20 protein-coding genes are annotated in these 24,234 nt (G+C 69.1%); 11 read left to right on the plus strand and 9 right to left on the minus strand.

Annotated features, from left to right (window positions below; genetic code table 11):
• Window position 1: 1 nt before the first annotated feature.
• Both AB6V31_RS02830 and AB6V31_RS02835 read right to left on the minus strand, forming a co-directional pair.
• Complete coding sequence (locus AB6V31_RS02830) at window positions 2-907, minus strand: carbohydrate ABC transporter permease (RefSeq protein ID WP_369363898.1); 906 nt, start codon at window positions 905-907, stop codon at window positions 2-4.
• A 53-nt stretch (window positions 908-960) separates the two neighbouring features.
• Window positions 961-2,256, minus strand: coding sequence for a sugar ABC transporter substrate-binding protein (locus AB6V31_RS02835; RefSeq protein ID WP_056225223.1), 1,296 nt, complete (start codon window positions 2,254-2,256; stop codon window positions 961-963).
• A gap of 161 nt (window positions 2,257-2,417) precedes the next feature.
• Here AB6V31_RS02835 and AB6V31_RS02840 point away from each other — a divergent pair, with 161 nt between their 5' ends.
• Window positions 2,418-3,437, plus strand: a complete 1,020-nt coding sequence (locus AB6V31_RS02840; protein WP_156371599.1) for a LacI family DNA-binding transcriptional regulator — start codon at window positions 2,418-2,420, stop codon at window positions 3,435-3,437.
• 133 nt (window positions 3,438-3,570) lie between these two features.
• Window positions 3,571-9,768 carry an Ig-like domain-containing protein gene (locus AB6V31_RS02845; RefSeq protein ID WP_369363900.1) on the plus strand — a complete coding sequence of 2,066 codons (6,198 nt, stop codon included), beginning with the start codon at window positions 3,571-3,573 and terminating at the stop codon, window positions 9,766-9,768.
• A 50-nt stretch (window positions 9,769-9,818) separates the two neighbouring features.
• On the opposite strand, the gene AB6V31_RS02850 is transcribed toward AB6V31_RS02845, so the two are convergent.
• Window positions 9,819-10,943 (minus strand): AI-2E family transporter, encoded by a 1,125-nt coding sequence (locus AB6V31_RS02850; protein ID WP_369363902.1) that lies wholly within the window; start codon window positions 10,941-10,943, stop codon window positions 9,819-9,821.
• 80 nt (window positions 10,944-11,023) lie between these two features.
• Here AB6V31_RS02850 and AB6V31_RS02855 point away from each other — a divergent pair, with 80 nt between their 5' ends.
• The 4 genes from AB6V31_RS02855 (at window position 11,024) to AB6V31_RS02870 (ending at window position 15,093) form a co-directional block, all read left to right on the plus strand.
• The gene (locus AB6V31_RS02855; RefSeq protein WP_074694465.1) at window positions 11,024-11,329 is read left to right on the plus strand and encodes a chorismate mutase; all 306 of its coding nucleotides are present in this window, start codon (window positions 11,024-11,026) and stop codon (window positions 11,327-11,329) included.
• Between the two features lie 386 nt (window positions 11,330-11,715).
• On the plus strand, window positions 11,716-13,050 hold the full coding sequence (locus AB6V31_RS02860; protein ID WP_369363904.1) for a glycine betaine/L-proline ABC transporter ATP-binding protein: 1,335 nt from the start codon (window positions 11,716-11,718) through the stop codon (window positions 13,048-13,050).
• The gene (locus AB6V31_RS02865; protein WP_369363905.1) at window positions 13,050-14,054 is read left to right on the plus strand and encodes an ABC transporter permease; all 1,005 of its coding nucleotides are present in this window, start codon (window positions 13,050-13,052) and stop codon (window positions 14,052-14,054) included. The genes AB6V31_RS02860 and AB6V31_RS02865 overlap by 1 nt, the downstream gene beginning before the upstream one ends.
• A 133-nt stretch (window positions 14,055-14,187) precedes the next feature.
• Window positions 14,188-15,093 (plus strand): glycine betaine ABC transporter substrate-binding protein, encoded by a 906-nt coding sequence (locus AB6V31_RS02870; protein ID WP_369363907.1) that lies wholly within the window; start codon window positions 14,188-14,190, stop codon window positions 15,091-15,093.
• Window positions 15,094-15,146: 53 nt separating this feature from the next.
• On the opposite strand, the gene AB6V31_RS02875 is transcribed toward AB6V31_RS02870, so the two are convergent.
• Window positions 15,147-15,554, minus strand: coding sequence for a DUF2071 domain-containing protein (locus AB6V31_RS02875; protein WP_369363909.1), 408 nt, complete (start codon window positions 15,552-15,554; stop codon window positions 15,147-15,149).
• 35 nt (window positions 15,555-15,589) lie between these two features.
• Between AB6V31_RS02875 and AB6V31_RS02880 the strand changes: the two genes are divergently transcribed.
• The 3 genes from AB6V31_RS02880 to AB6V31_RS02890 are packed head-to-tail and all read left to right on the plus strand — an operon-like array spanning window position 15,590 to window position 17,383.
• Complete coding sequence (locus AB6V31_RS02880) at window positions 15,590-16,378, plus strand: hypothetical protein (protein WP_369363911.1); 789 nt, start codon at window positions 15,590-15,592, stop codon at window positions 16,376-16,378.
• Window positions 16,379-16,418: 40 nt separating this feature from the next.
• Window positions 16,419-16,949 carry a hypothetical protein gene (locus AB6V31_RS02885; protein ID WP_369363913.1) on the plus strand — a complete coding sequence of 177 codons (531 nt, stop codon included), beginning with the start codon at window positions 16,419-16,421 and terminating at the stop codon, window positions 16,947-16,949.
• Entirely contained in the window at window positions 16,946-17,383 is a 438-nt protein-coding gene (locus AB6V31_RS02890) for a hypothetical protein (protein WP_369363915.1), read from the plus strand. The genes AB6V31_RS02885 and AB6V31_RS02890 overlap by 4 nt, the downstream gene beginning before the upstream one ends.
• A gap of 45 nt (window positions 17,384-17,428) precedes the next feature.
• Here the strand turns inward: AB6V31_RS02890 and AB6V31_RS02895 are convergent, their stop codons facing one another.
• The gene (locus AB6V31_RS02895; protein ID WP_369363916.1) at window positions 17,429-18,172 is read right to left on the minus strand and encodes a YqjF family protein; all 744 of its coding nucleotides are present in this window, start codon (window positions 18,170-18,172) and stop codon (window positions 17,429-17,431) included.
• 80 nt (window positions 18,173-18,252) lie between these two features.
• On the opposite strand from AB6V31_RS02895, the gene AB6V31_RS02900 reads away from it, so the two are divergent.
• Window positions 18,253-18,480 carry a DUF3253 domain-containing protein gene (locus tag AB6V31_RS02900; protein ID WP_256335524.1) on the plus strand — a complete coding sequence of 76 codons (228 nt, stop codon included), beginning with the start codon at window positions 18,253-18,255 and terminating at the stop codon, window positions 18,478-18,480.
• Window positions 18,481-18,611: 131 nt separating this feature from the next.
• On the opposite strand, the gene AB6V31_RS02905 is transcribed toward AB6V31_RS02900, so the two are convergent.
• Both AB6V31_RS02905 and AB6V31_RS02910 read right to left on the minus strand, forming a co-directional pair.
• Window positions 18,612-19,358, minus strand: coding sequence for a hypothetical protein (locus tag AB6V31_RS02905; RefSeq protein WP_369363918.1), 747 nt, complete (start codon window positions 19,356-19,358; stop codon window positions 18,612-18,614).
• 33 nt (window positions 19,359-19,391) lie between these two features.
• Window positions 19,392-20,384 carry a hypothetical protein gene (locus AB6V31_RS02910; protein ID WP_369363920.1) on the minus strand — a complete coding sequence of 331 codons (993 nt, stop codon included), beginning with the start codon at window positions 20,382-20,384 and terminating at the stop codon, window positions 19,392-19,394.
• 141 nt (window positions 20,385-20,525) lie between these two features.
• On the opposite strand from AB6V31_RS02910, the gene AB6V31_RS02915 reads away from it, so the two are divergent.
• The gene (locus AB6V31_RS02915) at window positions 20,526-21,596 is read left to right on the plus strand and encodes an epoxide hydrolase family protein (RefSeq protein WP_369363921.1); all 1,071 of its coding nucleotides are present in this window, start codon (window positions 20,526-20,528) and stop codon (window positions 21,594-21,596) included.
• Window positions 21,597-21,667: 71 nt separating this feature from the next.
• Here the strand turns inward: AB6V31_RS02915 and AB6V31_RS02920 are convergent, their stop codons facing one another.
• Both AB6V31_RS02920 and purL read right to left on the minus strand, forming a co-directional pair.
• The gene (locus AB6V31_RS02920) at window positions 21,668-21,805 is read right to left on the minus strand and encodes a hypothetical protein (protein WP_164481587.1); all 138 of its coding nucleotides are present in this window, start codon (window positions 21,803-21,805) and stop codon (window positions 21,668-21,670) included.
• A 62-nt stretch (window positions 21,806-21,867) separates the two neighbouring features.
• Window positions 21,868-24,207, minus strand: coding sequence for a phosphoribosylformylglycinamidine synthase subunit PurL (gene purL, locus AB6V31_RS02925; RefSeq protein ID WP_369363924.1), 2,340 nt, complete (start codon window positions 24,205-24,207; stop codon window positions 21,868-21,870).
• Window positions 24,208-24,234: the final 27 nt, after the last annotated feature.

A 24,234-nucleotide genomic window follows, 5' to 3' on the forward strand; every position in this document is an offset into this window, starting at 1 on the left:
CTCAGGACTCCTCGGGACGACGGAACGCGCGCAGCTGCACGACGTTGATGATGACCAGGGCGAGGAGGACGATCACCGACAGCGCGGCGGCGATGCCGAGGCTGTTCTGCCCCTGGAAGGCGATGTTGTAGATGAGCTGCACCACGGTCATGGTGCTGTTGTCGGGCCCGCCCTTGGTGAGGATGTAGAACTGATCGAACGCCAGCAGCGACCCCGTCACGCACATCACGGTGGTCAGGGCGAAGGTGGGGCGCAGCAGCGGCACGGTGATGTCGCGGAAGATCTGCCACCGCGAACCGCCGTCGATGCGCGCGGCCTCGTAGATGTCCTCGGGGATGCCCTGGAGGCCCACGAGCAGCAGAAGCATGTAGAACCCGGCGAAGCGCCACACGATGAGGAACACCGTGGACCACAGAGCCCCCTCCGGAGAGCCCAGGAAGGTGATTCCCCACGACTCCATGAGGTTCGAGAAGGGTCCGGCGATGGGGGAGTACAGCACGTAGAAGAGGAGGGATGCCGAGGCCAGGCCCAGGGCGCTCGGCAGCAGGAACGCTGTGCGGAGGAATCCCTTCCAGGCCGTGGACTCCTGGACGAGCAACGCGAGACCGAGACCGAGGCCGATCAACAGGACCGTGGTGATCACGGTGTAGAGGACCGTGAACTGCACCGAATCCCAGAAGAGACGGTGGGTCGCGGCATCCACGAAGTTCTCGGGGAAGTTGAGGCCCTTGTTGCCGCGCAGAAGCGGCCAATCCGAGCCCGACATCTGCAGGACGAGCAGCAGCGGGATGACGAAGAGGGCGATGACGAAGATCGCCGTCGGCGCGGCGTACAGCCAGCCCTGAACGGGGCCGCCGAGCGCGGAGCGCCCGTAGCGTGAGCGCCGGGATGAGGTGGAGAGAGCCACGTTGTTCCTTCCGGGGGTGTGGGGGTGCCGGAGGACCGGCACCCCCACGGGGATCACTGGGACAGGACCGCGGAGATCTCGTCGTTGTCGGCGTCGACGGTGCTCGTACCGTTCAAGACGGCGTTGCGCACGAGCGTCAGCCACGGGCTCCCGGGGGCGTTGAACGCCTGCTGGAAGTTCAGCGCCACGGGCGTCTTGCCCTTGCCGGCGACCTCGTTGATCGCCACCTGGCGGGGGTCCTTCGCCGAATACTCGTTGTTGGCGAGGTCGGAGCGGGAGACCGTGCTGCCGTCCTTCGCCAGCACGCCCACCTGGGCGTCCTCGGAGGTGAGCCACGACAGGAAGTTCCACGCCTGCGCCGACTGCTTGGAATCCTTCGAGATGCCGATACCGTCACCGCCGACGAACGTGGACTCGCCGCCGTCGACACCCGGGATTCCCGAGACGCCGGCGTCGAACGTCAGGCTCGACAGCAGGGTGGCGGGGAACGGCATGATGCCGACGTTTCCCTCCTGGAATCCGGCGACCCACGTGGCGCCCGTCTCGTCAGCCGAGCCGGGGGCGACTGCTCCCGACGCGTCGAGGTCCTTCCAGGTGGAGTAGACCTCCTTGGCGGCGTCGTTGTTCAACAGCGACTGCGTGCCGTCGGCGTTGAGGACGTCCTGGCCCGAAGCCCAGATCGACGGGAACCAGGTGAAGAGCAGGCAGCCGCCGCAGTTCAGTCCGGTCGAGGTGCCCGAGACCCCGGGCTTGTTCAGGGCCTGCACGGCCTTCGCGGTCTTGGCGAAGTCGGCGATGGTGGCGGGGGCCTTCTCGGGGTCGAGGCCGGCCTCCTTGACGAGGTCCTTGTTCCACATCATCACCGAGAGGTCGAGCACGAAGGGCAGCACGTGCTCCTTCCCTTCGAGCGTGCCCGCGTCGAGGTGACCCTGGTTGATCGTGTCCTTGTAGGAGAGCCCGTCGATCTGGGCCGTGATGTCCTGGAACAGTCCCTGCTCCACCCAGTTGGGCACGTAGACGATGTCGGCGGCGAAGAGGTCGGGCAGGCCGCCGGAGCCGGCGGCAGCGCCCACCTTGGCCACGTAGTCGTCGTTCGGAACGACGGTCAGCTCGACCTGGTTCTTGTGGCTGGCGTTGTACGCCTCGACGAGCAGCTTGGCCTGCTTCTCGAGGGGTGCGCGCGTCCACAGCGTCAGGGTCGTGCCGTCGTCGGTGCCTTCAGCGGGGATGTCGGCCGGTGCGGTGGTGGTCGAACCGCCCGAGCACGCGGCGAGGCCGCCGACGAGTGCGCTCGCGGCCAGGATGGCCGTCGCGGCCCGAAGGGCGAAGCGGCGCCGGGATGGGGTCATTGCAGTCTCCTCTAGCTCTTCATTGAGCGGATGCGACATTCGGGGTCGGCACCGCTTTCAGGGCGGGAGATCGAAATAACCGAAATCCCTTTCGGGACGGTAACGTGAGTTCTGCCGATCCGTCAAGACGGCAGAAGATCACGAAAACGAAACGGATGCCGATGACGACAGATCCCGTGCGTGCCGCCACTCTGAGCGATGTTGCGCGTCGCGCCGGCGTCTCCATCGCCACGGCGTCCAAGGCTTTGAACGGCCGGGGCGACGTCGCCGCGGGGACGCGCAAGCGCGTCATGGAGGCGGCCGCCGAGTTGGCGTTCACCCCGAACGCGATGGCGAGGGGGCTCCTGGCCGGTCGCACGGGGACGGTGGGTCTGCTGACGAACGACCTCGAGGGTCGCTTCGTCATCCCGATCCTCATGGGCGCGGAAGACGCCTTCGGCGCCGGTCAGATCAACGTCTTCCTGTGCGACGCGCGCGGCGACGCCATCCGCGAGCAGCACCACCTGAGGGCCCTGCTGAGTCGTCGCGTCGACGGGATCATCGTCGTCGGCCGCCAGACCGACCCCCGGCCCTCGCTCGGGCAGGAACTCCCCGTCCCGGTCGTGTACGCCTACTCGCCCTCCGACGATCCTCGTGATCTCTCCCTGACGCCCGACAACTACTCGGGGGGGCGCCTCGCGGTCGAGCACCTCCTCGCGTGCGGTCGCCGGCGTATCGCCCACATTTCCGGGGATCCCTCCTATGCCGCCGCGCAAGACCGCCTGGCCGGGGCGCGGGCGGCGCTCACGGCCGCGGGCCTCGACTTCGTCGGTGAACCGATGTTCGCGGCGTGGAACGAGCACTGGGGCCGTGACGCGGCCGCGATGCTGCTGGAGCGGCATCCCGAGGTCGACGCCGTGTTCTGCGGGTCCGACCAGATCGCCCGCGGGGTGCTCGACACCGCCCGCGATTTCGGCCGCGACGTGCCGGGCGACCTCGCCGTGATCGGCTACGACGACTGGGAGCTGCTCACCGAGAACGCCCGCCCGCCCCTCACCAGCATCAACGCGAACCTCCAGCAGCTCGGCAGGCAGGCCGCGCAGCGGGTTTTCGATGCGATCGACGGGGTCGATGTCGGAGCCGGCACTCACCCGATGCCGGTGAAGCTGGTCATCCGGGGGTCGACGATCGCCCACCGCTGAGGGCGCGGCGGTGGGCTTTTTCGGGATCTTTCGAAATCTACGAAAACCATTGCGAAACTCTCAGGTTCCTCTGTAGCGTCCCAGCCACGCACCCGCTGCTCATCGATGAGCGGCGCCGAGAGGAACAGACACCGTGGACTGCAATCCGACGACCCCCCGTCGCGTCGGGCGCTCCGCGATCGCCACAGCGGCGATCGCGACGGTGCTGGCGACGACCTTCGTGGTCGCGCCGGCACACGCCGCCAACACCGACATCGGCTACCCGACGTTCTCGGGAAGCCCGACCCCCGTCCCCGACACCGGGGTGGCCTACACCCCCGGCAACCAGCTGCAGAGGATCTTCGACGCCGATGTCGCGGCGGGCGCCGGCTCGAACGCGTCGAACGACTTCTGGATGGACGAGATGCTCGCGCGCACCGGCGACGCGGGCAGTTTCGGAGACAACAATCAATGGCTGTTCACCCGCGGGCGGGCGGCTTTCATGAAGGAACACAACCCGTCGGTCCTCGGGTTCGGCGGACAGCTCGCCTATTGGGAGTCCATCGACGGGCGCTCGGGATACGCCATCACCGCGCGGGTCGCCGGCACGGAGGTGCCGCTCACCGAGGACGTCACGCAGCGGAAGCAGACCCCCAGCTACTGGCGGAGCGTTCACCGGGGAGCAGGGCTCGAGGTCGTGCAGACCAAGTTCATCACCGACGCCAACGTGCTCGTGACCAACCTCGAGCTGCGCTCGACCGGCGGTGCCGTCGACGTCGAACTCGTGGCATCCTCCCCCTACGCCCTCACGGCTGAAGGCGATGAACTCGTCGGTCACGTGCAGGCGCTGAACGACCTGACGAAGCTCTCGCCGCGTTTCTCGGGTGACGGCTTCGCTCCCGCGGGGGAGAGCCTCACCCGCACGCTGTCGGTGCCCGCCGGCGGTTCTGTCACCGCGAAGGTGCAGCTCGGCCTCGTCACCGACGAGATCGCCGCCTCCCGGACGGACTACGACGCCACCCGCGCCCAGTCCCCGGGCGAGGCACTCACCTCGCATGTCACCGCCTACAACAAGTGGTGGGCCGACAACGTGCCCTACCTCGACACCCCCGAAGACAACATCGACAAGACGCTGTACTACCGCTGGTGGCTGATGAGGTACAACTTCCTCGACGCTGACATGCCCGGAAACACGTACCAGTTCCCCGTCGCGATGGAGGGCGTGCTGGGGTACAACAACTCGATCGTGCTCACCACGGGGATGTTCATCGACGACCTCAAGTACTTCCGGGACCCGATCTACTCCTACGGTCCGTGGGTGTCGACCGGCGAGACCAGCAAGAGCTACAAGTTCGTCGACAATCCGGGCGATCCGGCCAACTGGTCGAACAGCTACACGCAGTACATCTCCGAGGCCGCATGGCGCTCCTACGAGCTGCACGGCGGTCCTACCGCGATCGCGAAGAACCTCGCCGAGTACGCCGAGGACGACGTGAAGGGGCTGGTCGACGCCTACGACTTCAACAAGAACGGCCTCATCGAGTACAACTGGGGCGCCATGACCGGCAATGACGCGGATGCGGTGTCGTTCCATTGGAAGGGCGGCTACCAGGACCGCGCCGAGAACGCGTACCTGTACTCCAACGCCCTCGCCTCGGCGCAGGCATACCGCACGGCGGGCGACACGGCCAAGGCCGACGAGATGGATGCCTTCGCGCAGAACATCAAGAGCCAGCTCATGAAGGTGCTCTGGAACCCCGACACCAAGCTGATCGAGCACGCCATGGCGAACAACGGCGAGCACGTGCCCTGGAAGGAGATCAACAACTACTACCCGTTCACCGTGGGTCTCGTCCCGAAGCCGGGGGATGCCGACTACAAGGACGACTACGTCCAAGCGCTGCGGCTCTTCGGCGACGACAAGCAGTACCCGATCTTCCCCTTCTACACGGCGAACCAAGCTGACCAGGCCGCCTACAACGCGACCGGCGGACAGGGCAGCAACAACTTCTCGGTGATCAACTCGACGGTCATGTTCCGCATGCTGTCCAAGGTGCTTCGCGACTACCCCACCGACGCGATCAACGCCGAGTGGTACAAGAAGCTCCTGTACTGGAACGCGTGGGCCCATTACCAGAACGGTGGAGACAACCGCCTGCCCGACCAGAACGAGTTCTGGGCGAACGGCTCGGCCGACCCGCAGAAGATCGATTACCGGTCATGGATCCACCACACGATCCTCGGCGCGACCAACTTCACGATGATCGAGGACACGATGGGCGTGCGTACCCGCAGCGACGCCAAGATCGAGCTCGACCCGATCGACATCGGGTGGGACCACTTCACCGCGAACAACATCCGGTACCGCGATCGTGACCTGACCGTCACGTGGGACGCTCCGGGCGGGACGCGGTACTACGGCGACGACGTGCCCGAGGGCTACTCGGTGTTCCTCGACGGCAAGCTCGCCTTCACCGTCGACAAGCTGTCGCACGTCATCTACGACCCGGCCACCGGAACGGTGCAGGTCGTCAAGGGCGACGCGCAGGTGACCACGGCGACCACCTCATCGGTCCAGGCGCCGCAGGACGTGCGCTTCGCCGACGACGCCCGCGTGGTCGACCTGTTCGCCAAGGCCGGTGCCGACGTCCGCACCGCCAGCACGGGCAGCGCGAACCTCGCCGCCTCGGCGACGGCCACGTTCTCGGCCGCGGGCCGCGACCCGAAGGGCGCGGTCGACGGCACGACCATCAACGAGCCCTTCTGGGGGACCGCCGGATCGCCGAACGCGAAGGACTCCCTCACGGTCGAGCTCGGCGGCGAGAAAACCTTCGACGACATCCGCCCCTACTTCTACGACAGCTCGTCGTCGGCGACCGCGCCGGGGTACGCCGAGCCGTCGGTCTACACGCTCGAGGTGCGCCGGGGCGGGCAGTGGTCGGTGATCCCGCAGCAGGCCCGCACACCCGCGTACCCCCGCGCGAACTACAACCACGTCCAGTTCCCTGAGGTGACCGGTGACGCCGTGCGCCTGACGGTGACCCACGCCAGAGGCATGAAGACCGGTGTCAAGGAACTGCAGGTGTTCCACACGGGCGTCGCCGCCCCGGCATCCACGAACCAGGCTCCCCTGGTCACGGCGTGGCAGAACCTCCAGGCGTCGGTCGGCGGCGCGGCCGCCCTCGTCGGCACGGTCAAGGACGACGGGCTGCCCGCGGGCACCGTGTCGTCGACCTGGTCGGTGGTGAGCGCACCCGAGGGGGCGACGGTGCTCTTCGACGACGCCGCGTCCGCTTCGACCACGGCCCGCTTCTCGGACAAGGGGCAGTACGTGCTGCGCCTGACCGCCGACGATGGGGAGAAGACGTCGCAGACCGACGTCACCGTGCAGGGCGAGCCGGTCACCGCCGGCACGAACGTCGCCCCCGAGGCGACCCCGACCGCGGAGTACACCGCGGGCTGGAACAACGTCAAGGCGGTCAACGACGGCAAGGTGTTCTTCACCGGCGGCAGCCAGAGCGACATCTGGGGAACGTGGTCGGGCAACCACCCGGCGACCCGCTGGCTCCAGTACGAGTGGAAGACGCCGCAGCGCATCGCGGGGGCCGAGATCGGCTTCTGGAGCGACCAGACCGACCCGAACTCCAGCAACGGCGTCAACGTCCCCAAGGGGTGGAAGGCGCAATACTGGACCGGATCGGCCTGGGCCGACGTCGCGAACCCGTCGGACTACACGGTGAAGCGCGACGCGACCACCTCCGTCACCTTCGACGCCGTGACCACCACGCGGCTCCGCGTCGTGCTACAGGCCGCGGGCACCGGACCGTACGCGGCCGTCGCCGTCAGCGAGCTGAAGGTGTTCGCCGACGCGCCCACCTCGATCGAGCCGATCGACGTGCGCACGGCCGTGGGCACGAAGCCGACGCTTCCCGCGACGGTGGATGCCACGTACTCCGACGGCAGCCACGCCGACCTCGCCGTGACGTGGGCCGAGGTCAGCGACGCGCAGGTCGCGGGTGAGGGCAGCTTCCCGGTGTCGGGTATCGTCCCCGGCTCGCCCGTCTCGGCCAAGGCGACCGTGTGGGTCCGCGCGACCCCTCCCGGCCAGATCAACCAGGTGGATGCCGTGACCAGCCGCACCCAGCCGGGTGTCGCGCCGGTGCTGCCGAAGACGGTGGGCGTGCTGTTCAACGACGGCTCGCGCCAGGACCTCCCGGTCACGTGGAACGCGGTCGCCGCGGACTCGTACGCCGCACCGGGACAGTTCACGGTCGCGGGCACGGTGCAGAGCGACCTGCCCGGCGCCAAGGCCGCCTCGGCGGCGGTGACGGTCGGGACCGGCGGCGACGACACGAAGGCGCCCACGGTCGCCTTCCAGGTCTCGCCCGCGGCTCCCGGGTCGGGCTGGTACACGCAGGCGGTCGCCGTCGACGTGACGGCGCGCGACGACAAGGACGCCTCCCCGCGCATCGAGGTGCGCGTGGATGCGGGCGCCTGGGCGGCCTACACCGGCACCGTCTCGGTGACCGGCGACGGAGCCCACGTCATGCAGGCCCGGGCGACCGACGCGGCGGGCAACACGTCGTCGGTGGCCGAGCAGACCGTGCGCATCGACACCACGGCTCCGGCCGTCGAGGTGACCACCGACGCGGTCTCGCGCACGATCAAGGCCACCGCGACGGACTCCGGCTCGGGTGTGGCCTCGATCGAGTACCGCCTGGGCGACTCCGGTGGCTGGAGGGCGCTGACGGGCTCTGTGCTCGTCGGACTCGACGAGACGAAGGTGCAGGTGCGCTCCACCGACACCGCGGGCAACGTCTCGCCGGTGATCGAGCGCACGGTGCCGAAGGCCGATGGCATGCAGCGGCGCAACGTCGCCCTGCTCGCCACGCCCACGGCATCCGGAACCGCTGCCTGGAACAAGGTCACGGGTCTGAATGACAACGTCCAGCCCACGTCCTCCGGCGACGTCGCACCCAACGACAACGCGAACGTGTGGGGCGTCTGGCCCGCGGTGACCGACCAGTGGGTGCAGTACGACTGGACCGAGCCGGTGACGGTCGGCGAACTGGGCGTGTACTTCGTGTCGAACATCGATGCGCAGGGACTCGGCATCGACGTCCCCGCGAAGTGGGAGGCCGAGTACTGGGATGCCACGACCAGCGCGTGGGTGCCGGTGAAGAACGCGGGCACGTACGGCACGGCGAAGAACACCTACAACACGGTGTCGTTCGACCCCGTGACCACCACGCGCCTGCGCCTGGCGCTCGACCCGGTCGGGACCGAGCAGGGCAAGGGCAGCGTCGGCATCAAGGAATGGCAGGTGTGGGAACAGCCCACGATGCCCACTCCCGACACGCAGGCCCCTGTCGTGGCCACGACGGTCGATCCCGTCGCCCCGACGAGCGGTTGGTATACCGGCACAGTCAAGGTCTCCGCGACGGCGATCGATGACCGTGACGACGCCCCGAAGATCGAGGCACGCGTCGGAGACGGCGAATGGGCCGCATACACCGCGCCGGTCGAGGTCTCGACCGACGGCGTGACGACGGTCCGGTTCCGGGCGGGGGATGCAGCGGGGAACATCTCCGCCTCCGTTCAGGTCGACGTCAAGAGGGATGCCGCCAAGCCGGTCGCCGATGTCGGCTACAACGCCGGGGCGCGGACGGTGACCCCCGCGGGTACCGACACCGGCTCCGGTGTGGCTCTGGTGGAGTACCAAGTGGGCGGCGGCGCGTGGACCCCGGCCCAGGGAAGCGTTGCCGTCGGCGATGCCGCCACAACGGTCCGAGTACGGGTCGTCGATGTGGCCGGAAACCTGTCGGAGGTCGCCGAGGCGAGCATTCCCGCGAAGGGGACGTCTGCCGGGGGGAACCCCGGCACGGGACCCGGCGCGGGCGGAGGGGACCCCGGCGCGGAACCGACCGGGGCGCTCACCGGTAAAGAGGTGCTCCGCGTCGGCGTGACGCAGGTCTCCCCGGGCGGCCAGCTGCCCGTCACGGTCACCGGGGCGGCGCCGGGAACGGTGTTCGCCGTCGAGTTCCGCTCGACGCCGGCTCGTTTGGGCACTCTCACGATCGGCGCCGACGGCACAGGGAGCGGGGTGTTCACCGTCCCCGCGTACGCCGAGGCGGGGACGCACACCGTGGCGCTGATGGTGCCGGGCGGTGAGATCACCGCTCAGGTGACCGTGGTCGCACCGGGCGCGTCGTCCTCGCAGACGCCGCCGCTCGCCACGACAGGTCAAGACCCCGCGCCCGCTCGGATCGCGACGGTCCTCGGCTCGAGCGTCCTCGCGCTGGGGCTGCTCGTGATGGCGATCGCCCTTCACCGCCGACGCCGGTCGGCGTGACGCGCGAGGGGCCGGGGGCGTTCTCGCTCCCGGCCCTTCGGCGCGGGCGGCTACTTCTTGGCATCCTGTCGCGGGATCACGATCTGTTTGACGATCAGCAGCACGGACGCGGTCACGGGGATCGCCACGAGCGCTCCGAGCAGGCCGAGGAGCGTGCCGCCGACCAGCGCGCCGATGACGACGAGAGCGCCGGGCACGGAGATCGTGCGGTTCATCACCCGGGGCGTGAGGATGTATGCCTCGATCTGCATGTAGACGAGGTAGACGATCGCGAAGATCAGGCCGGCGCTCGGGCTGACGATGAGCGTGAAGATCGTCGCGGTCGCCCAGAACAGCACGGACCCGACGAGCGGGATGAGGGTGATGCCGAACGCGAGCGCGGCGAGCAGGGCGGCGAACGGCTGCTGCAGGATGGTCAGCACGATGAACGCGAAGACCGCGTTGCAGAGGGCCAGCACGACCATCCCCGCGAGGTAGCCGCCGACGGAGTCGGTGATCTGGCCCGTCATGTCGGCGACGGTCTCCCGGCTGCGGGCGGGGGTGAGGCGCACGAGCGAGTTCTTCATCTTCGGCAGGGATGCCAAGAAGTACAGGCTCAGCACGAGCACGACGATCGCACCCGAGACGAAGGTGCCGATGTTGATCCCGACCTGAAGCAGCCCGCCGCCGATCGCGGCGATGTTGGCGGGGTTGGTGACGAAGCCCTGCACTTCTTTCAGGACGTCGCCCAGGCTGTCGCCGAAGTTGGTCTCGACCCAGCGCACGGCCTCGCTGTCGATGAGGTCGTTCACGAACGTCGGGATGTCGCCGACGAACTGTTCGATCTGGCGCACGACCGGAGGGATGAGCAGCCACAGGGCGCCGGCGAGGATCACCGCGAGCCCGCCGAACACGATGACGATCGACCACGCGCGGGAGAGCCCGCGCCGCACGAGCAGACGCACGAGGGGGTCGAGGGCGAGCGCGATGAACAGTGCGATGGCGATGTAGATCAGCACCGTCGAGAGGTTCGACAGAGCGAGTGCGAGCAGGATCGCCGTGAGCCCGCCCAGGGTGAGGAAGAACCCGGCCGCATACGGGCGGGCCAGGGCGGACCAGACCGGCTTGTCGCGCGACGTGGTGGCCCCGGCGTCTGCGCCTTCGGCGGTCGGGTCGGGGCGCGTGGATCGGCTCATGCTCACACTGTAGGACTCGCTGAGAGTCGTGCTCGGGCGGCGGCGCCGACCGGTAGGGTCGGAGCGATTGAGGAGGACACATGACCGAGGCCGATCCTTCGACGATTCTGCAGGGGCTCCGTGGCAGCATCGACAACATCGACGCCGCCCTGATCTTCCTGCTGGCGGAACGTTTCCGCTGCACCAAGCAGGTGGGCGTGCTCAAGGCGAAGCACGGGATGCCGGCATCCGACCCCTCTCGTGAGGAACAGCAGATCGCCCGGCTCATGCAGCTCGCCGAGCAGGCCGACCTCGATCCGGCCTTCGCGGAGAAGTGGTTCAACTTCGTCGTGGCCGAGGTCATCCGTCACCACCGCTCCGCCGCCGCGCAACCGGCCGTCGACTGAGGCGTCGCCGCACCGTTCCCTTCCCGCGCACGGGGTCGGCGACACGCCCGGGCTGACATCGGCGGCGTCGACGGTAGGGGCTGCGGAGCCACCTCACCCACACGCGCACGCGTGCCACACAGCATCCGGGATCGCAAGGCCGTGGGCGATTTGCCAGGGATTCCATCAGCGTGAAACGTTTGTGGAGGCCCGTTCTCGGGCCGCCCACCCGACCAGTCCGCGGTCGCCGGTGACGACTCGGGGGAGTCGACCCGGTGAGCGTACGGTCGGCGGCCTGAGCGCCGGATCCGATATCCGGTGCTGACGCGCTCCACCCCCGGAGAGCGCCGACGGCTGCCACCCGGGCGTGACCGCTGCGGCCACCCGAGGCCGCTGAGGTGCACACTGTGACCCATCCGCCTGCCTCCGCGCCGCCCGCAACCGCGGCGCCCGCTCTCTCCGCCAAGAATCTGTTCAAGGTCTTCGGTCGAGCCCCTCAGGCCGCCGTCGACAAGCTCCGCTCCGGTGCCCGACGAGAAGACGTGGCCGACGACGGAACCGCCGCCGTCATCGATGCCAGCTTCGAGGTCCAGCCCGGCGAGATCTTCGTCATCATGGGCCTCTCCGGCTCGGGCAAGTCCACCATCATCCGCATGCTCAACGGCCTGCACGAGGCGACCGCCGGCACCGTCGAGGTGAAGGGCGACGCTCTCACCGGCGTCGGCGCCGCGCGCCTGCGGTCCCTGCGCCGCGATCGCCTCGCGATGGTCTTCCAGCACTTCGCGCTCCTCCCGCACCGCACGGTCGCGGCGAACGTCGCGTACCCGCTCGAGCTCCGCGGCGTCGGCAAAACCGAGCGCCTCGCGAAAGCGAACGAGATCCTCGCCCTCGTCGGTCTCGACGGGTGGGGTGACAAGCTCCCCTCGGCCCTCTCGGGCGGCATGCAGCAGCGCGTCGGCATCGCCCGCGCCCTGGCCGCCGACACCGACATCTTGCTGATGGACGAGGCGTTCAGCGCCCTCGATCCGCTCATCCGTCGCGAGATGCAGGAGCAGCTGCTGGAACTCCAGCGCACCCTGAAGAAGACCATCGTCTTCATCACCCACGACCTCAACGAGGCGATGTTCCTCGGCGACCGCATCGCCGTCATGCGCGACGGTCGCATCGTGCAGATCGGCACCCCCGAGGACATCCTCACCGACCCGGCGAACGACTACGTCGAGCAGTTCGTGCAGGACGTCGACCGCGCCCGCGTGCTCACCGCGGGCAACGTCATGGAGCGTGCGCGTCCCCGCGTCGACGCCTCCGCCGGTCCCCGCACCGCGCTCCGTCAGATGCGCGACGCCTACATGTCCGCGGTCTACGTGACCGACCGCGATCGCAAGCCGCTCGGCATCATCACCGATCGGGATGCCATCAAGCTCGTGCGCGCCGGCGAGAACTCGCTGCTCGGCACGCTCAGGCCGCTGCCGCAGAGCGTGGGCGTCGACGACGTGCTGATGAACCTCTTCGTGCCGTCGGTCGAATCGCCCCTTCCCCTCGCCGTCCTCGACGCCGACGGGCGCCTCGCCGGGGTCATCCCCCGCGTGACCCTGCTCGCGGCTCTCGGCCCCGGCCCCACCGCGACCGAGGAGCTCACCGTGTTGCCCCAGCCCCTTCCCTCCGCCGAGATCGACGCGGCCCTCGACGGGACTCCCGCCGATGCCGGGGTCTCGGCATCCGAGACCGAGGGGGTGCGCTGATGGATGGTTTCCGCATTCCGGTCGGATCCTGGGTGGATGCCGGCGTGGACTGGGTCCGCGACAACCTCTCGGGCCTGTTCGACGTCGTCGCCCTGGTCGTGCGTTTTCTCGTCGGCGGGCTCAGCGACGTGCTGCTGGCAGCGCCCATCATCGTGGTCATCGTGGTCGCGGCGGCCCTCGCGTGGCTGCTGCGTTCGTGGAAGCTCGCGCTCGGCACGGTCATCGGCTTCGCGTTGATCCTGGCGATGGGCCAGTGGGTCACCGCGATGCAGACTCTCGCCCTGGTGCTCGTGGCGACCATCGTGGCGGTCGCCATCTCGGTGCCTCTCGGCATCTGGTCGGCTCGCAACCCCACCGTCCGCGCGATCCTGAAGCCGATCCTCGACTTCATGCAGACGATGCCGGCCTTCGTCTACCTGATCCCGGCGATCACCTTCTTCTCGATCGGCGTCGTTCCCGGTGTCGTCTCGACCGTCATCTTCGCTCTGCCGCCGGGCGTGCGACTGACCGAGCTCGGTATCCGCGGGGTGGACTCCGAGACGGTCGAGGCCGGACACGCGTTCGGTGCGACCCCCGGTCAGATCCTCCGCGGCATCCAGCTGCCGCTCGCGATGCCCACCATCATGGCGGGCGTCAATCAGGTCATCATGCTCGCGCTGTCGATGGCGGTCGTCGCCGGCATCGTCGGGGCGGACGGCCTGGGCAAGGAAGTGGTGCAGTCGATCTCGACCGTCAACCTGCCCAAGGGTGTCGAGGCGGGTCTGAGCGTCGTGGTGCTCGCGGTCTACCTCGACCGGTTGACCGCGGCCCTCGGCAACCGTGCCGACAACCGTGGTTCGCTGCTGGGCCTGCTCTCGCGTCGCCGCGCCGCGCGCTCCGCGACCGTCGTCACGGCCGGACCCACCGCTGCGCCGCACGCCGACACGTCTTCGTCGGATGCCGCGAGCGAGGCCGAGCGCGAGAAGGCCTCGCCGCGTCGAGCGCCGGTGTCGACGGGGCACTGAGTCCCGGCATCCCTCCCTCTTCCGCGTGAGGGGTCGCTTCCGGTCGCTCCGGCTCGCGCCAGGCGACACGAATCGACCCCTCACGCGGGAAGGCACCCACGGAATCACATACGAAAAGGAAGAGAACACAGCAATGAACACGCGACACCTCACCTCTGCCCTCGCCCTCGGCGCCGTGGGCGCCCTCGCCCTCGCCGGCTGCGCCAGCGGGAACCAGGCCGAAGGCGGCAACGGCGGCGGCGGCGACAAGGGCACGATCACGCTCGGCTTCCTGCCTTCGTGGACGGACGGCCTCAGCACGGCGTACCTCCTCGAAGACCAGCTCGAGAAGCTCGGCTACAACGTCGAGATGCAGACGCTCACCGAGGCGGGTCCCCTCTACACGGGCCTCGCCCAGGGCGATGTCGACATCTACCCCTCGGCATGGCCCGAGCTGACGCACAAGTCGTACATGGACCGCTACGGCGACAAGATCGAAGACCTCGGCGCCTACTACGACAACGCCAAGCTGACCATCGCGGTGCCCAGCTACGTCGACATCGACTCCATCGAAGAGCTCAAGGCCAACGCCGCGCGCTTCGACGGCCGCATCTACGGCATCGAGCCGGGTGCCGGTCTCACCAAGCAGACGCAGGAGACCATGATGCCCGGCTACGGGCTGGACGGCGACTTCGAGCTCGTCACCTCGTCGACCGCGGCGATGCTCACCGAGCTCGACAACGCCATTGCGGCGCAGAAGGACATCGCCGTCACGCTGTGGCGTCCGTTCTGGGCCAACGACACCTACGACGTCAAGGATCTCGAAGACCCCCAGGGTCTGATGGGCGACCCCGAGGCGCTGCACTTCCTCGGTACGTCCGGCTTCGCCGAGAAGTACCCGGATGCCGCTGAGCTCATCAAGGGCATCCAGCTCGATGACGAGCAGTACGGCTCGCTCGAGGACCTCGTGGTGAACGAGTACGGCGAGGGCCGCGAGGCCGAGGCCGTGGACGCCTGGCTCGAGAAGAACCCCTCGGCGTTCTCGACGCAGCGCGACTGACGCCCCGCTCGATGACGCCCCCTTCCCTTCGCGGCGGAGGGGGCTTCGTCATGTCAGGCGATCGCGTGCGCGCCCGTGAACCGCGTGATGAAGCCCGGGTGATCCGCGGGCATCGCCAGCACGGAGTCGGGCGTGCGACCGGCGAGTTGGGGAAAGCCGGAGTCGGCGACCAGGTCGTCGTCGAGCACGTCGAGGGCTGCCTCGACGAGCGGCCAAGGCTCATGTTCGTTGGCGGCCCAGATCGTGCGGCCGAGGTGCCGCTCGTGGAAGCCCCACCGCGCGGTGAGGAAGCGCGACAGCGGGGTGTCGACCGTCTCGGTGCCGAGGGTTGCCACGGCGACGGATGTTGACCCTCGCCTCACTGGCCGTATCGCGAAGGCGGAGCCGATGCCGCGACGAGGCGATGCCGAGGTCGTGCAGACGCGACGGGTCACAGCCTCGCGCGCTTGTCCACAGCGCACCTACGGTCTCGGCGTCGCGGAGTATCGTCGTATCTGTGGGTGACTATTCTCAGCTTCCCTCTTTGATCGGTCGCTTGAAAGCGGCGGCGATTGACGCCTCGATGACGGGATGGGCGAAGTCGGGTGCTGAGTATCGAGATGACTCGACCAGCGGTTATGTGACTTCGACAATGTACGTCACTCGCCCTGCGGGCGACGGCTCGGGTGGCGGTGACGTCCGGATGACGGGCTACGGAGTCATGCCACCGGAGTTCAAGAACATGTTCCACGAGCGTTTCGACGCGATCCGATCACGTGTCGATGAGGCGTTCGGCCCCTGGCTCACGTTGCCCGACCCCGCGGCGATCGGCCGGAACGTCGAGGTCTGCCGCCAGGTCACGCGACGTCTGTCCGGTGCCGCTTCGGCCACGGCTGCGGGCCAGACCGGTGCGGGGGTGATCGCGTCAAACGTCGCCTTGATCATGGAGAGTTCCGACGCGATGGCAGGCAAGGCCGCCGCCGCTTACAAAGCGACGTTCCTCGCGCGGATCGGTCCCGCAGTCGGAGGACTGCAGGGTATCTCGCTGGTTCAAGGGGCGGCGATCGCTGCGGAGCAGGGATTGTGGGACTCGGCGCGGGAGGTTGTTGTCGAAATCGTAGAGAAGGCCACCAGGCAGATGGAGGCCATCTATGCGGGCGGCGCACCGGGGCAGCTGGAACGTGGCGCTCACGGTGGCTGGCTGGGCGGTCAAGGGCGTCCAAGCGTTTGCATCTGGTGGAGTCTCCGGCGCGCTAGAGGTCGCTGGGCTCGGCCTCGAGATCCTGAACGGAGCCGAGGTCGGTGAGGTCCGGCAGGACTTCGTCGGCTCCGAGGTTGAAACGGCCTTGGCGTCCATCGAGTCCGGTCTGGCCGCCTTAAATGACAAGATCCGGGGCGAGGAAGAAGCGCTGAGAAAAAACCTGGCGTCCAACCTCTCGAACATCCGCAACGATCGTTCGTCGTACGACCTCGTCACTGACCCCATCACTCTAGAAGAGATCGACGATGGCGGGGTGATGCGCATGGACTATGCCCTTGTGCGAGACATTTACGAAACCTACATGCCCAATATCGCCGGGGAGCTGACGGAGATTGCACCCCTGAACATGACAGCCTTGATCAGCGACGCGAATCGAGATGCGGCGCTCGGCGTGGGCGGGGATGGAATCCTTCCCGAGTGGTATGCGATCAATATCACGCTGTGTCAGCTGCTGGACGAGATGCAGAGGGACGTTGTGAACAGTGCACACAACCTTGAGTACGCGGCTCGAGACATCCAGCAGCATGACGATGACAGCGCGCAGGCGCTACGCCGAATCGTCGAGCAGATGGATTCGATCGTTGACGATCCTTTGCGGAGGACGGTGTGGGGATGAGCGAGGAAGAAGTCCCGCGAGATCGGATTGCCATGGTGCTGCGGACCGTCCAGGTCTTGGCGGCGTTGGGCGCTGCTGTTGCGATCTGTCTGCTCATCGTGACCCCTCCGACGTTTCGCGTCGGAGACATATGGGAGACCGTTGAATGCAAGCCGATCGGATCTTCGGGGTTCGGCGGTGGCGGGAGTGCCGACGGGTTGACGGGGGCTCAGAGCGATCAGGTCAAGCGCATCCTTGAATCGCTGCACGTGGACGCCACGTCGCCGCTCTTCGATGAGTTTTCGGCGGGCTTCCAATCGCAGTGTCTCGAAGCGAGACAGTCGCGGATGGTGTGGGTGGGGATCACCGGGTTCGCCGCTCTGGGCGTCATGATCCTGGCATCCCCGGTCGGCTCGAGGCGAAGGTTCAGCGAGGGCGCGCCCGGAGCCGCGTGATCTCACGCCGTCTCGAAGACGAGGGTTAGAACGCCGCGCCGCTCCTCAGCGGTTCTGTCGCTCTATCGCTCTCGCGCCCGTGAACCGCGTGATGAAGCCGGGGTGATCGGCTGGCATCGCCAGTACGGAGTCGGGCGTGCGGCCGGCGAGCTGGGGGAAGCCGGAGTCGGCGACCAGGTCGTCGTCGAGTGCATCGAGCTCCGCGCTCACGAGCGGCCATGGCTCGTGCGCGTTCGCCGCCCAGATCGTGCGACCGAGGTGCCGCTCGTGAAAGCCCCACCGCGCGGTGAGGAAGCGCGACAGCGGGGTGTCGACCGTCTCGGTGCCGAGGGTTGCCCGCACGCGCGTTCCCGGATGCCGACCCCCGTGGCGCCGTGACCGGAACTCGATCCGCGCGCCGTCGGTGCGCACCCCCGCGCGCGCCCAGCGATAGGGGAGTCCGAACAGGGCCTGCGCCGCCAGCACCGGGGCGAGGTGCTCAGCCTCGAGCGTGCGGAAGACGACCCCCTGACGTCCCTCATCGTCGACGGCGTACGTGCGCACGTTGATCTCGGTGAAGGTGCCCAAGAGCGGCACCGGCGGCAGCGGCAGGAACCGGAACTCGCTCAGCACGAACGGCACCAGCCCCACCCAGGCGGAGCCGTCGTGCACGTCGGGGCGCGTACCCCGGGGAAGCAGCGGAGCGACCTCGGCGGGGTCGATGCGCCAATGCACGAAGACCGCGCGGTTCCATCGCTGCGCGATGACGGCGCGTCCGGGGAGGTCGGGGGCGTGTCGCTCTGTGATCACCGGGTCATTCTGGCCCCGGCGCTTCGGCGCGGAGGGACACTGGACAGATGGCCCCGTCATCTGGTGCAGACCCTCGGCTCGTGGCATCCATCCGCGAACTGCTCGCGGCGCGCGACGCCGGGAAGACGATCTGCCCCTCCGAGGCCGCGCGCGCGGTCGGCGGCGACGACTGGCGCGACCTCATGCAGTCCGCGCGGGACGCGGCGCACTCCTTGGTCGAGCTCGGCGAGGTCGAGGTGACGCAGAAGGGTGAAGTGGTCGACGTGAACACCGCCCGGGGGCCGGTGCGCATCCGTCGGGTGGGCTGAGAGCATCCCGATTCACCCGGTGAATCGGGATGCTCGTGCTCGGGAAGGGGATGCCAGGGCGCGAACGATCCAACGATCCGACGACGTCGCGGTTCTCGAATCCCGGCGACGGCCCGACGCGGCCCGCAGGGTCAGGCGGCGGAGCCGGGCGCCGGCTCGGCCGAGGGAGCGGATGCCGGGGGTGCGGTGCGCTCGCGGGGAAGCTCGAGCGCGACCTTCTTCTCGAGCACGTCGACGGCTTCGTCCGACAGCAGGATCAGCCCGTCGAGCTCCTCCCGGACCCGCCTGTAGGCGAGCTGGCGCTCGTTCGGGGTGGCAGCCTGATCGGTCGCGACGGTCAGCAACTGTTTGGCGGTGTCGAGGCGCTTGCGCTCGTCGGCCGTGAACGCCGCGTCCTTCACGCGTCGCGCGTCGCGCTCGGCCACGTCGAAGGCCACCTCGTAGTCGGTGACCGCGTCGCGGTACTCCCGCAGCCGCGAGGGCGAAAGAATCTCGCCCTCGGCCGGGCGCAGGTTGTCGGCGGCTTTCTTCGCCCGAAGGAACGCGGCGGTGAGCGGCTGGCGGCCATCGCTCATCGCGGGATAGGTGATGAGCTTCGTCGCGTCGAGTTCGTACTCGAGCCAGCGGTGCGTGACGGCGTCCTGCGCGGCGATCAGGCGCTGCTGACCGTCGGTCGGGGCGGCGAGGGGCATCGGCGCCGCACCCGGTGTCTCGATCGCACCACCCTGAGCGCGGATCAGCTCGAGCTGTTCACGGTGGCGACGGCGGGCACTGGCCTCGCGGAACTTCACGCGCCGGTTGATGACCCCCATGGTCATTCCGAAGAGGGGGAAGGCGAGCCACCAGTAGGTGCCCGCAAAGGGCCAGAAGTCGTGCACGGCGTCATGTTACGCCGCCCGAACAAGGACTTCTCAGGAAGACGACGTCGGCGGCCGGTCGCGTGCGGGCGGCGGCCAGACCGGGCCGCTCGACGGCGGCGGGCTCCCGGCATCCGGGGACTTCTTCTGGGCACGCTTCGCGCCCCGCTCGCTCCAGTTGCGGGCGGCAGCACGCCCCACCGACTCCATCGAGCGGGCGAGGGCGCGCTGGGCGGTCTCGGCGAGGTCGGATGCTACGCGGCTCCACGCGTCGTTGCCCTCGACGCTCGGCTGCTCGCCGGCACCGCGGCGGGCCGCCCGCTCGGCGCGGTCGAAGGCGTGAGCGGTGCGGCGCACGGCGTCGCGGTAGGCGAGGAAGTCGGCGGGAGACAGGCGCGTCTGCACCGAGGCCGGCCGGAGCCACTGCGCTTTCTCGTGCGCGCGGAGGAACTCCGCGAGCAGGGGGGAGCGGGAGTCGCTCATCTGGGGGTAGTCGATTGCGAGCCCGGGGTCGGTCTCGTAGGCCATCCAGCGCGCGAGGATCGCGTCGTGCTCCGCCAGCAGGCGGGCGACCGGCAACGGCGCGCTGCCCGAGCGGATCGCGGGGAGCATCGCCTTCGCGGCCTTCACCCCGGCGCGGCGCGCGCGCACCTCGGCCAGGGCGGCGCGAAGGTCGCGCTGAGCGTCGGTCAACCGCCCCCGCGCGGCGGCGACCGCGTCGGACGGGATGCGGGATGCCGCCCGCTCGGCCTGGGCGCGCACGACTTCGGCGTCGGCGACCTTCACGTCGGCGCGGCCGCGGGTGACGGCATGGCGCGCGGTCTGGAGATCGAGCACGGCGGCGTCGAGCTCGAGGCGGCGCGCGGCCGCCTTGCCGAGAGGGCGCGACGACCAGGCGCGAACGGCGCGATCTGTGGTGGTCGTGGTGCCCGCGGGAAGAGCCCGCTGGCGGGAACGACGCACGCCGAGCCAGCCGACGGTGCCCGCACCGGCCGCGGCCGGGCCGATCCACCACCAGTCGACCAGAAGGGCCATCAGCGGTTCCACAGTCCCCATGCTATGCCGGGGGTCCGACACGGGGCTGGGTGTCGAGCCGGAATCCGCAGCTGCGGCACCCGCGGGCGCAGCCCTCACGGACCCTGTTCCTCCCTCTGCGGCACCGGCGGCTGCCGTGCCAGGGTGGACCCCATGATCACCCGTCTCGACCCGCGCACCTCGGCTGACGAGATCGACGACCTGCGACGGCGCATCGCCGCGACGCGGTGGCCCGGCGACGTGGGCGACGACTGGTCGCGCGGGACACGTCCCTCGGCGCTTCGTCGCGTGCTCGATGCCTGGGCGGAGTTCGACTGGAGCCGCGTCGAGCGGCGGCTGCGCGACGAGCAGCACCTGCTCGTCGGCGACCCGGGCCGCCGCGTGCACCTGTGGCGCTCCGGCACGCCCGGTGCTCCGGCGATCGTGCTCGTTCACGGGTGGCCCGACAGCTTCGTGCGCTTTCGCGGAGTGGCCGAGCACCTGGCCGACCTCGATGTGATCGTGCCCAGCATCCCGGGGTTCGGGTTCAGTGACCCGGCGGGTCGCGACGAGGGCGGTCCGCGATGGAACGCCGAGCGGCTCCTCGCCGCGCTCGAAGAGATCGGCGTGCGGTCGTTCGCGGTGCACGGCGGCGACCTGGGCACCGCCATCGCCGACCAGATCGCCACTCTCGCCCCCGAGCGCGTGACGGCCCTGCACCTCTCGGACGTGCCGCTCTGGCACACGATCGACGACGACGATCTGTCGGTCGAAGAGAAGGAATGGGCGGATGCCGCTGCCGCCTGGGAGGCCGCGGAGGGGGCCTACGCCGCCGAGCAGCGCACCAAGCCCCAGACGCTGGCCGCCGCGCTGACGGACTCACCGGCGGGACTCGCGAGCTGGTACCTCGAGAAGTTCCAGGCCTGGGGCGAGGGCGACGTGTTCGAGCGCATCCCCCTCGAGCTGATCCTCGAGAACCTGTCGCTGCACTGGTTCACCCGCGCGGCCGGCAGCGCCGCCCGCGTGTACTTCGACCGGCGGCGCTTCCCACCGACCGGCCGGGTGAGCGTGTCGACGGCGTTCGGGCTCTTCCCCCACGACCTCGACCACGGGGTCGAGTCGTTCGCCCGCCGCTGGTACCCGACCGTGCGGTTCACGCGCTTCCCGTCGGGCGGGCATTTCGGCGCGATGGAGCACCCGGCGATGCTCGCCGCCGACCTCCGCGCCCTGCTCGAGAACGCGTGAGGGGTCATCTTCTGTCGCCGAGGCGCTCGCCAGGCGACAGGAGATGACCCCTCACGCGGGGATCGCGGGGTTCAGCCGAGGATCAGCGAGATGACCGTCGCACCGCCGCCGGTGAGCACGAGCGCGCCGATCACGACCCACGCGGTGATCTTGACGCGCTTCTGACGCTTGTCGCTGAACACGGTCATGTCGTCGTCTTCATCGGTCATCGCGCGTCTCCTCTCGGCGGTGCGGCGGTGCGGGGGTGCGGTGCAGGGCCGGAGCCCGGGCCTCAGGCCACCGGCTCCGAGACGGTCGGCCCGAAGACCGCGGGCAGCGTCTCGTTCGACAGGCGGCGCAGCTCCGAGACGGGGACGGTGAAGACGTCCTGGATCTCGAGGGTGGCCTCGGTGCCGGGCTCGACGTCGGTCACACCGATGCGCAGCACCGGGTAGCCGCGACCGTCGCAGAGTCCGCGGAACTTCACGTCTTCTTCGCGGGGCACGCTCACCAGCACGCGGCCGGTCGACTCGCTGAACAGGGCGGCCGTGGCGTCCACGCCGTCGCGCTCCATGAGCTCGGTCAGCCAGACGCGCGCGCCGACGCCGAAGCGCATGACGCCCTCGGCGAGGGTCTGCGCGAGACCGCCCGACGACAGGTCGTGCGCGCTCGAGACGAGCGACTGGGAGCCTGCGGCCTGGAGCAGCTCGGCGAGCTTGCGCTCCATGCCGAGGTCGACCTTCGGCGGGCGGCCGCCGAGGTGGTCGTGGATCGTGCCGGCCCACTGCGAGCCGTCAAGCTCGTCGGCGGTGACGCCGAGCAGGTACAGGTTCTCGCCGGCGTCCTGCCATCCGCTGGGGATGCGGGCGGCGACGTCGTCGATGATGCCCAGAACGCCCACGACCGGGGTCGGGTGGATCGGCTGGTCGCCGGTCTGGTTGTAGAACGAGACGTTGCCGCCCGTGACCGGGATGCCGAGCTCGAGGCAGCCGTCGCTCAGGCCCTCGACGGCCTGGCTGAACTGCCACATGACCTCGGGGTTCTCGGGGCTGCCGAAGTTGAGGCAGTCGGTCACCGCGGTGGGCACGGCGCCCGTGACGGCGACGTTGCGGTACGCCTCGGCGAGGGCGAGCTTCGCGCCGTTGTACGGGTCGAGCTGGTTGTAGCGGCCGTTGCAGTCGGTCGCGATCGCGAAGCCGAGACCGGTCTCCTCATCGACGCGGATCATGCCGGCGTCATCGGGGAAGCTGAGCGCCGTGTTGCCGAGCACGTAGTAGTCGTACTGGTTCGTGATCCACGAGGTGTCGGCGAGGTTGGGGCTCGCGACGAGGGTCGTGAACTGGTCGCGCAACACGTCGTTGTCGGTCGTGCGAGGCAGTGTCGTTGCGGAGTCGGCCTGAAGGGCGTCGATCCACGTGGGGTACGCGACAGGGCGCTCGTAGACCGGGCCGTCGACCGCGACGGTCGAGGGGTCGACGTCGACGATGCGCTCGCCGTACCAGTCGATGACGAGGCGGCCGTCTCCGGTGACCTCGCCGAGCACGCTGGTCTCGACGTCCCACTTGCCGACGACGGCGAGGAACGCGTCGAGCTTCTCGGGCGCGACGATCGCCATCATGCGCTCCTGCGACTCCGACATGAGGATCTCTTCGGGCGTCAGCGAGGGGTCGCGCAGCAGCACCTTCGACAGTTCGACCTTCATGCCGCTGTCGCCGTTGGCGGCGAGCTCGCTCGTGGCGCACGAGATGCCGGCGGCCCCGAGGTCTTGGATGGCCTCGACGAGGTCGTCGCGGTACAGCTCGAGGCAGCACTCGATGAGCACCTTCTCGGCGAACGGGTCGCCGACCTGCACCGCGGGGCGCTTGGTGGGTCCGCCGTCGGCGAAGGTGTCGGATGCCAGGATGCTCGCGCCGCCGATGCCGTCGCCGCCCGTGCGGGCACCGAACAGCACGACCTTGTTGCCGACGCCCGTGGCGTTGGCGAGCTTGATGTCTTCGTGGCGCATGACGCCGACCGCGAGGGCGTTGACGAGCGGGTTGCCCTGGTAGACCGCGTCGAACACGGTCTCGCCGCCGATGTTCGGCAGGCCCAGGCAGTTGCCGTAGAACGAGATGCCGCTGGTCACTCCGTGCACGACGCGCGGGGTGTCGGGGTGGTCGATCGCGCCGAAGCGCAGCTGGTCCATGACCGCGACCGGGCGCGCGCCCATCGAGATGATGTCGCGCACGATGCCGCCGACGCCGGTGGCCGCGCCCTGGAAGGGCTCGATGTAGCTGGGGTGGTTGTGCGACTCGACCTTGAAGGTCACCGCCCAGCCGTCGCCCACGTCGACGACGCCGGCGTTCTGACCCATGCCCACCATGAGGCGGGTCTTCATCTCGTCGCTGACCTTCTGGCCGAACTGACGGAGGTAGATCTTGCTCGACTTGTAGGAGCAGTGCTCGCTCCACATGACCGAGTACATCGCCAGCTCGCCGCTGGTGGGGCGGCGGCCGAGGATCTCGCGGATCTTCGCGTACTCGTCGCTCTTGAGGCCGAGGGCGCCGTACGGCTGATCCTTCTCGGGAGTGGGGATCGCGTTGTCGACGGTGTCCGCAAGAGCGGTACGGGCGGCGGGGTTCGGGGTGGTCACGCGGCTGAGCTCCAAGATCGCAGGGGC

The sequence above is a fragment of the Microbacterium sp. 16-032 genome, assembly GCF_041079455.1.
Lineage (GTDB): Bacteria > Actinomycetota > Actinomycetes > Actinomycetales > Microbacteriaceae > Microbacterium > Microbacterium testaceum_A.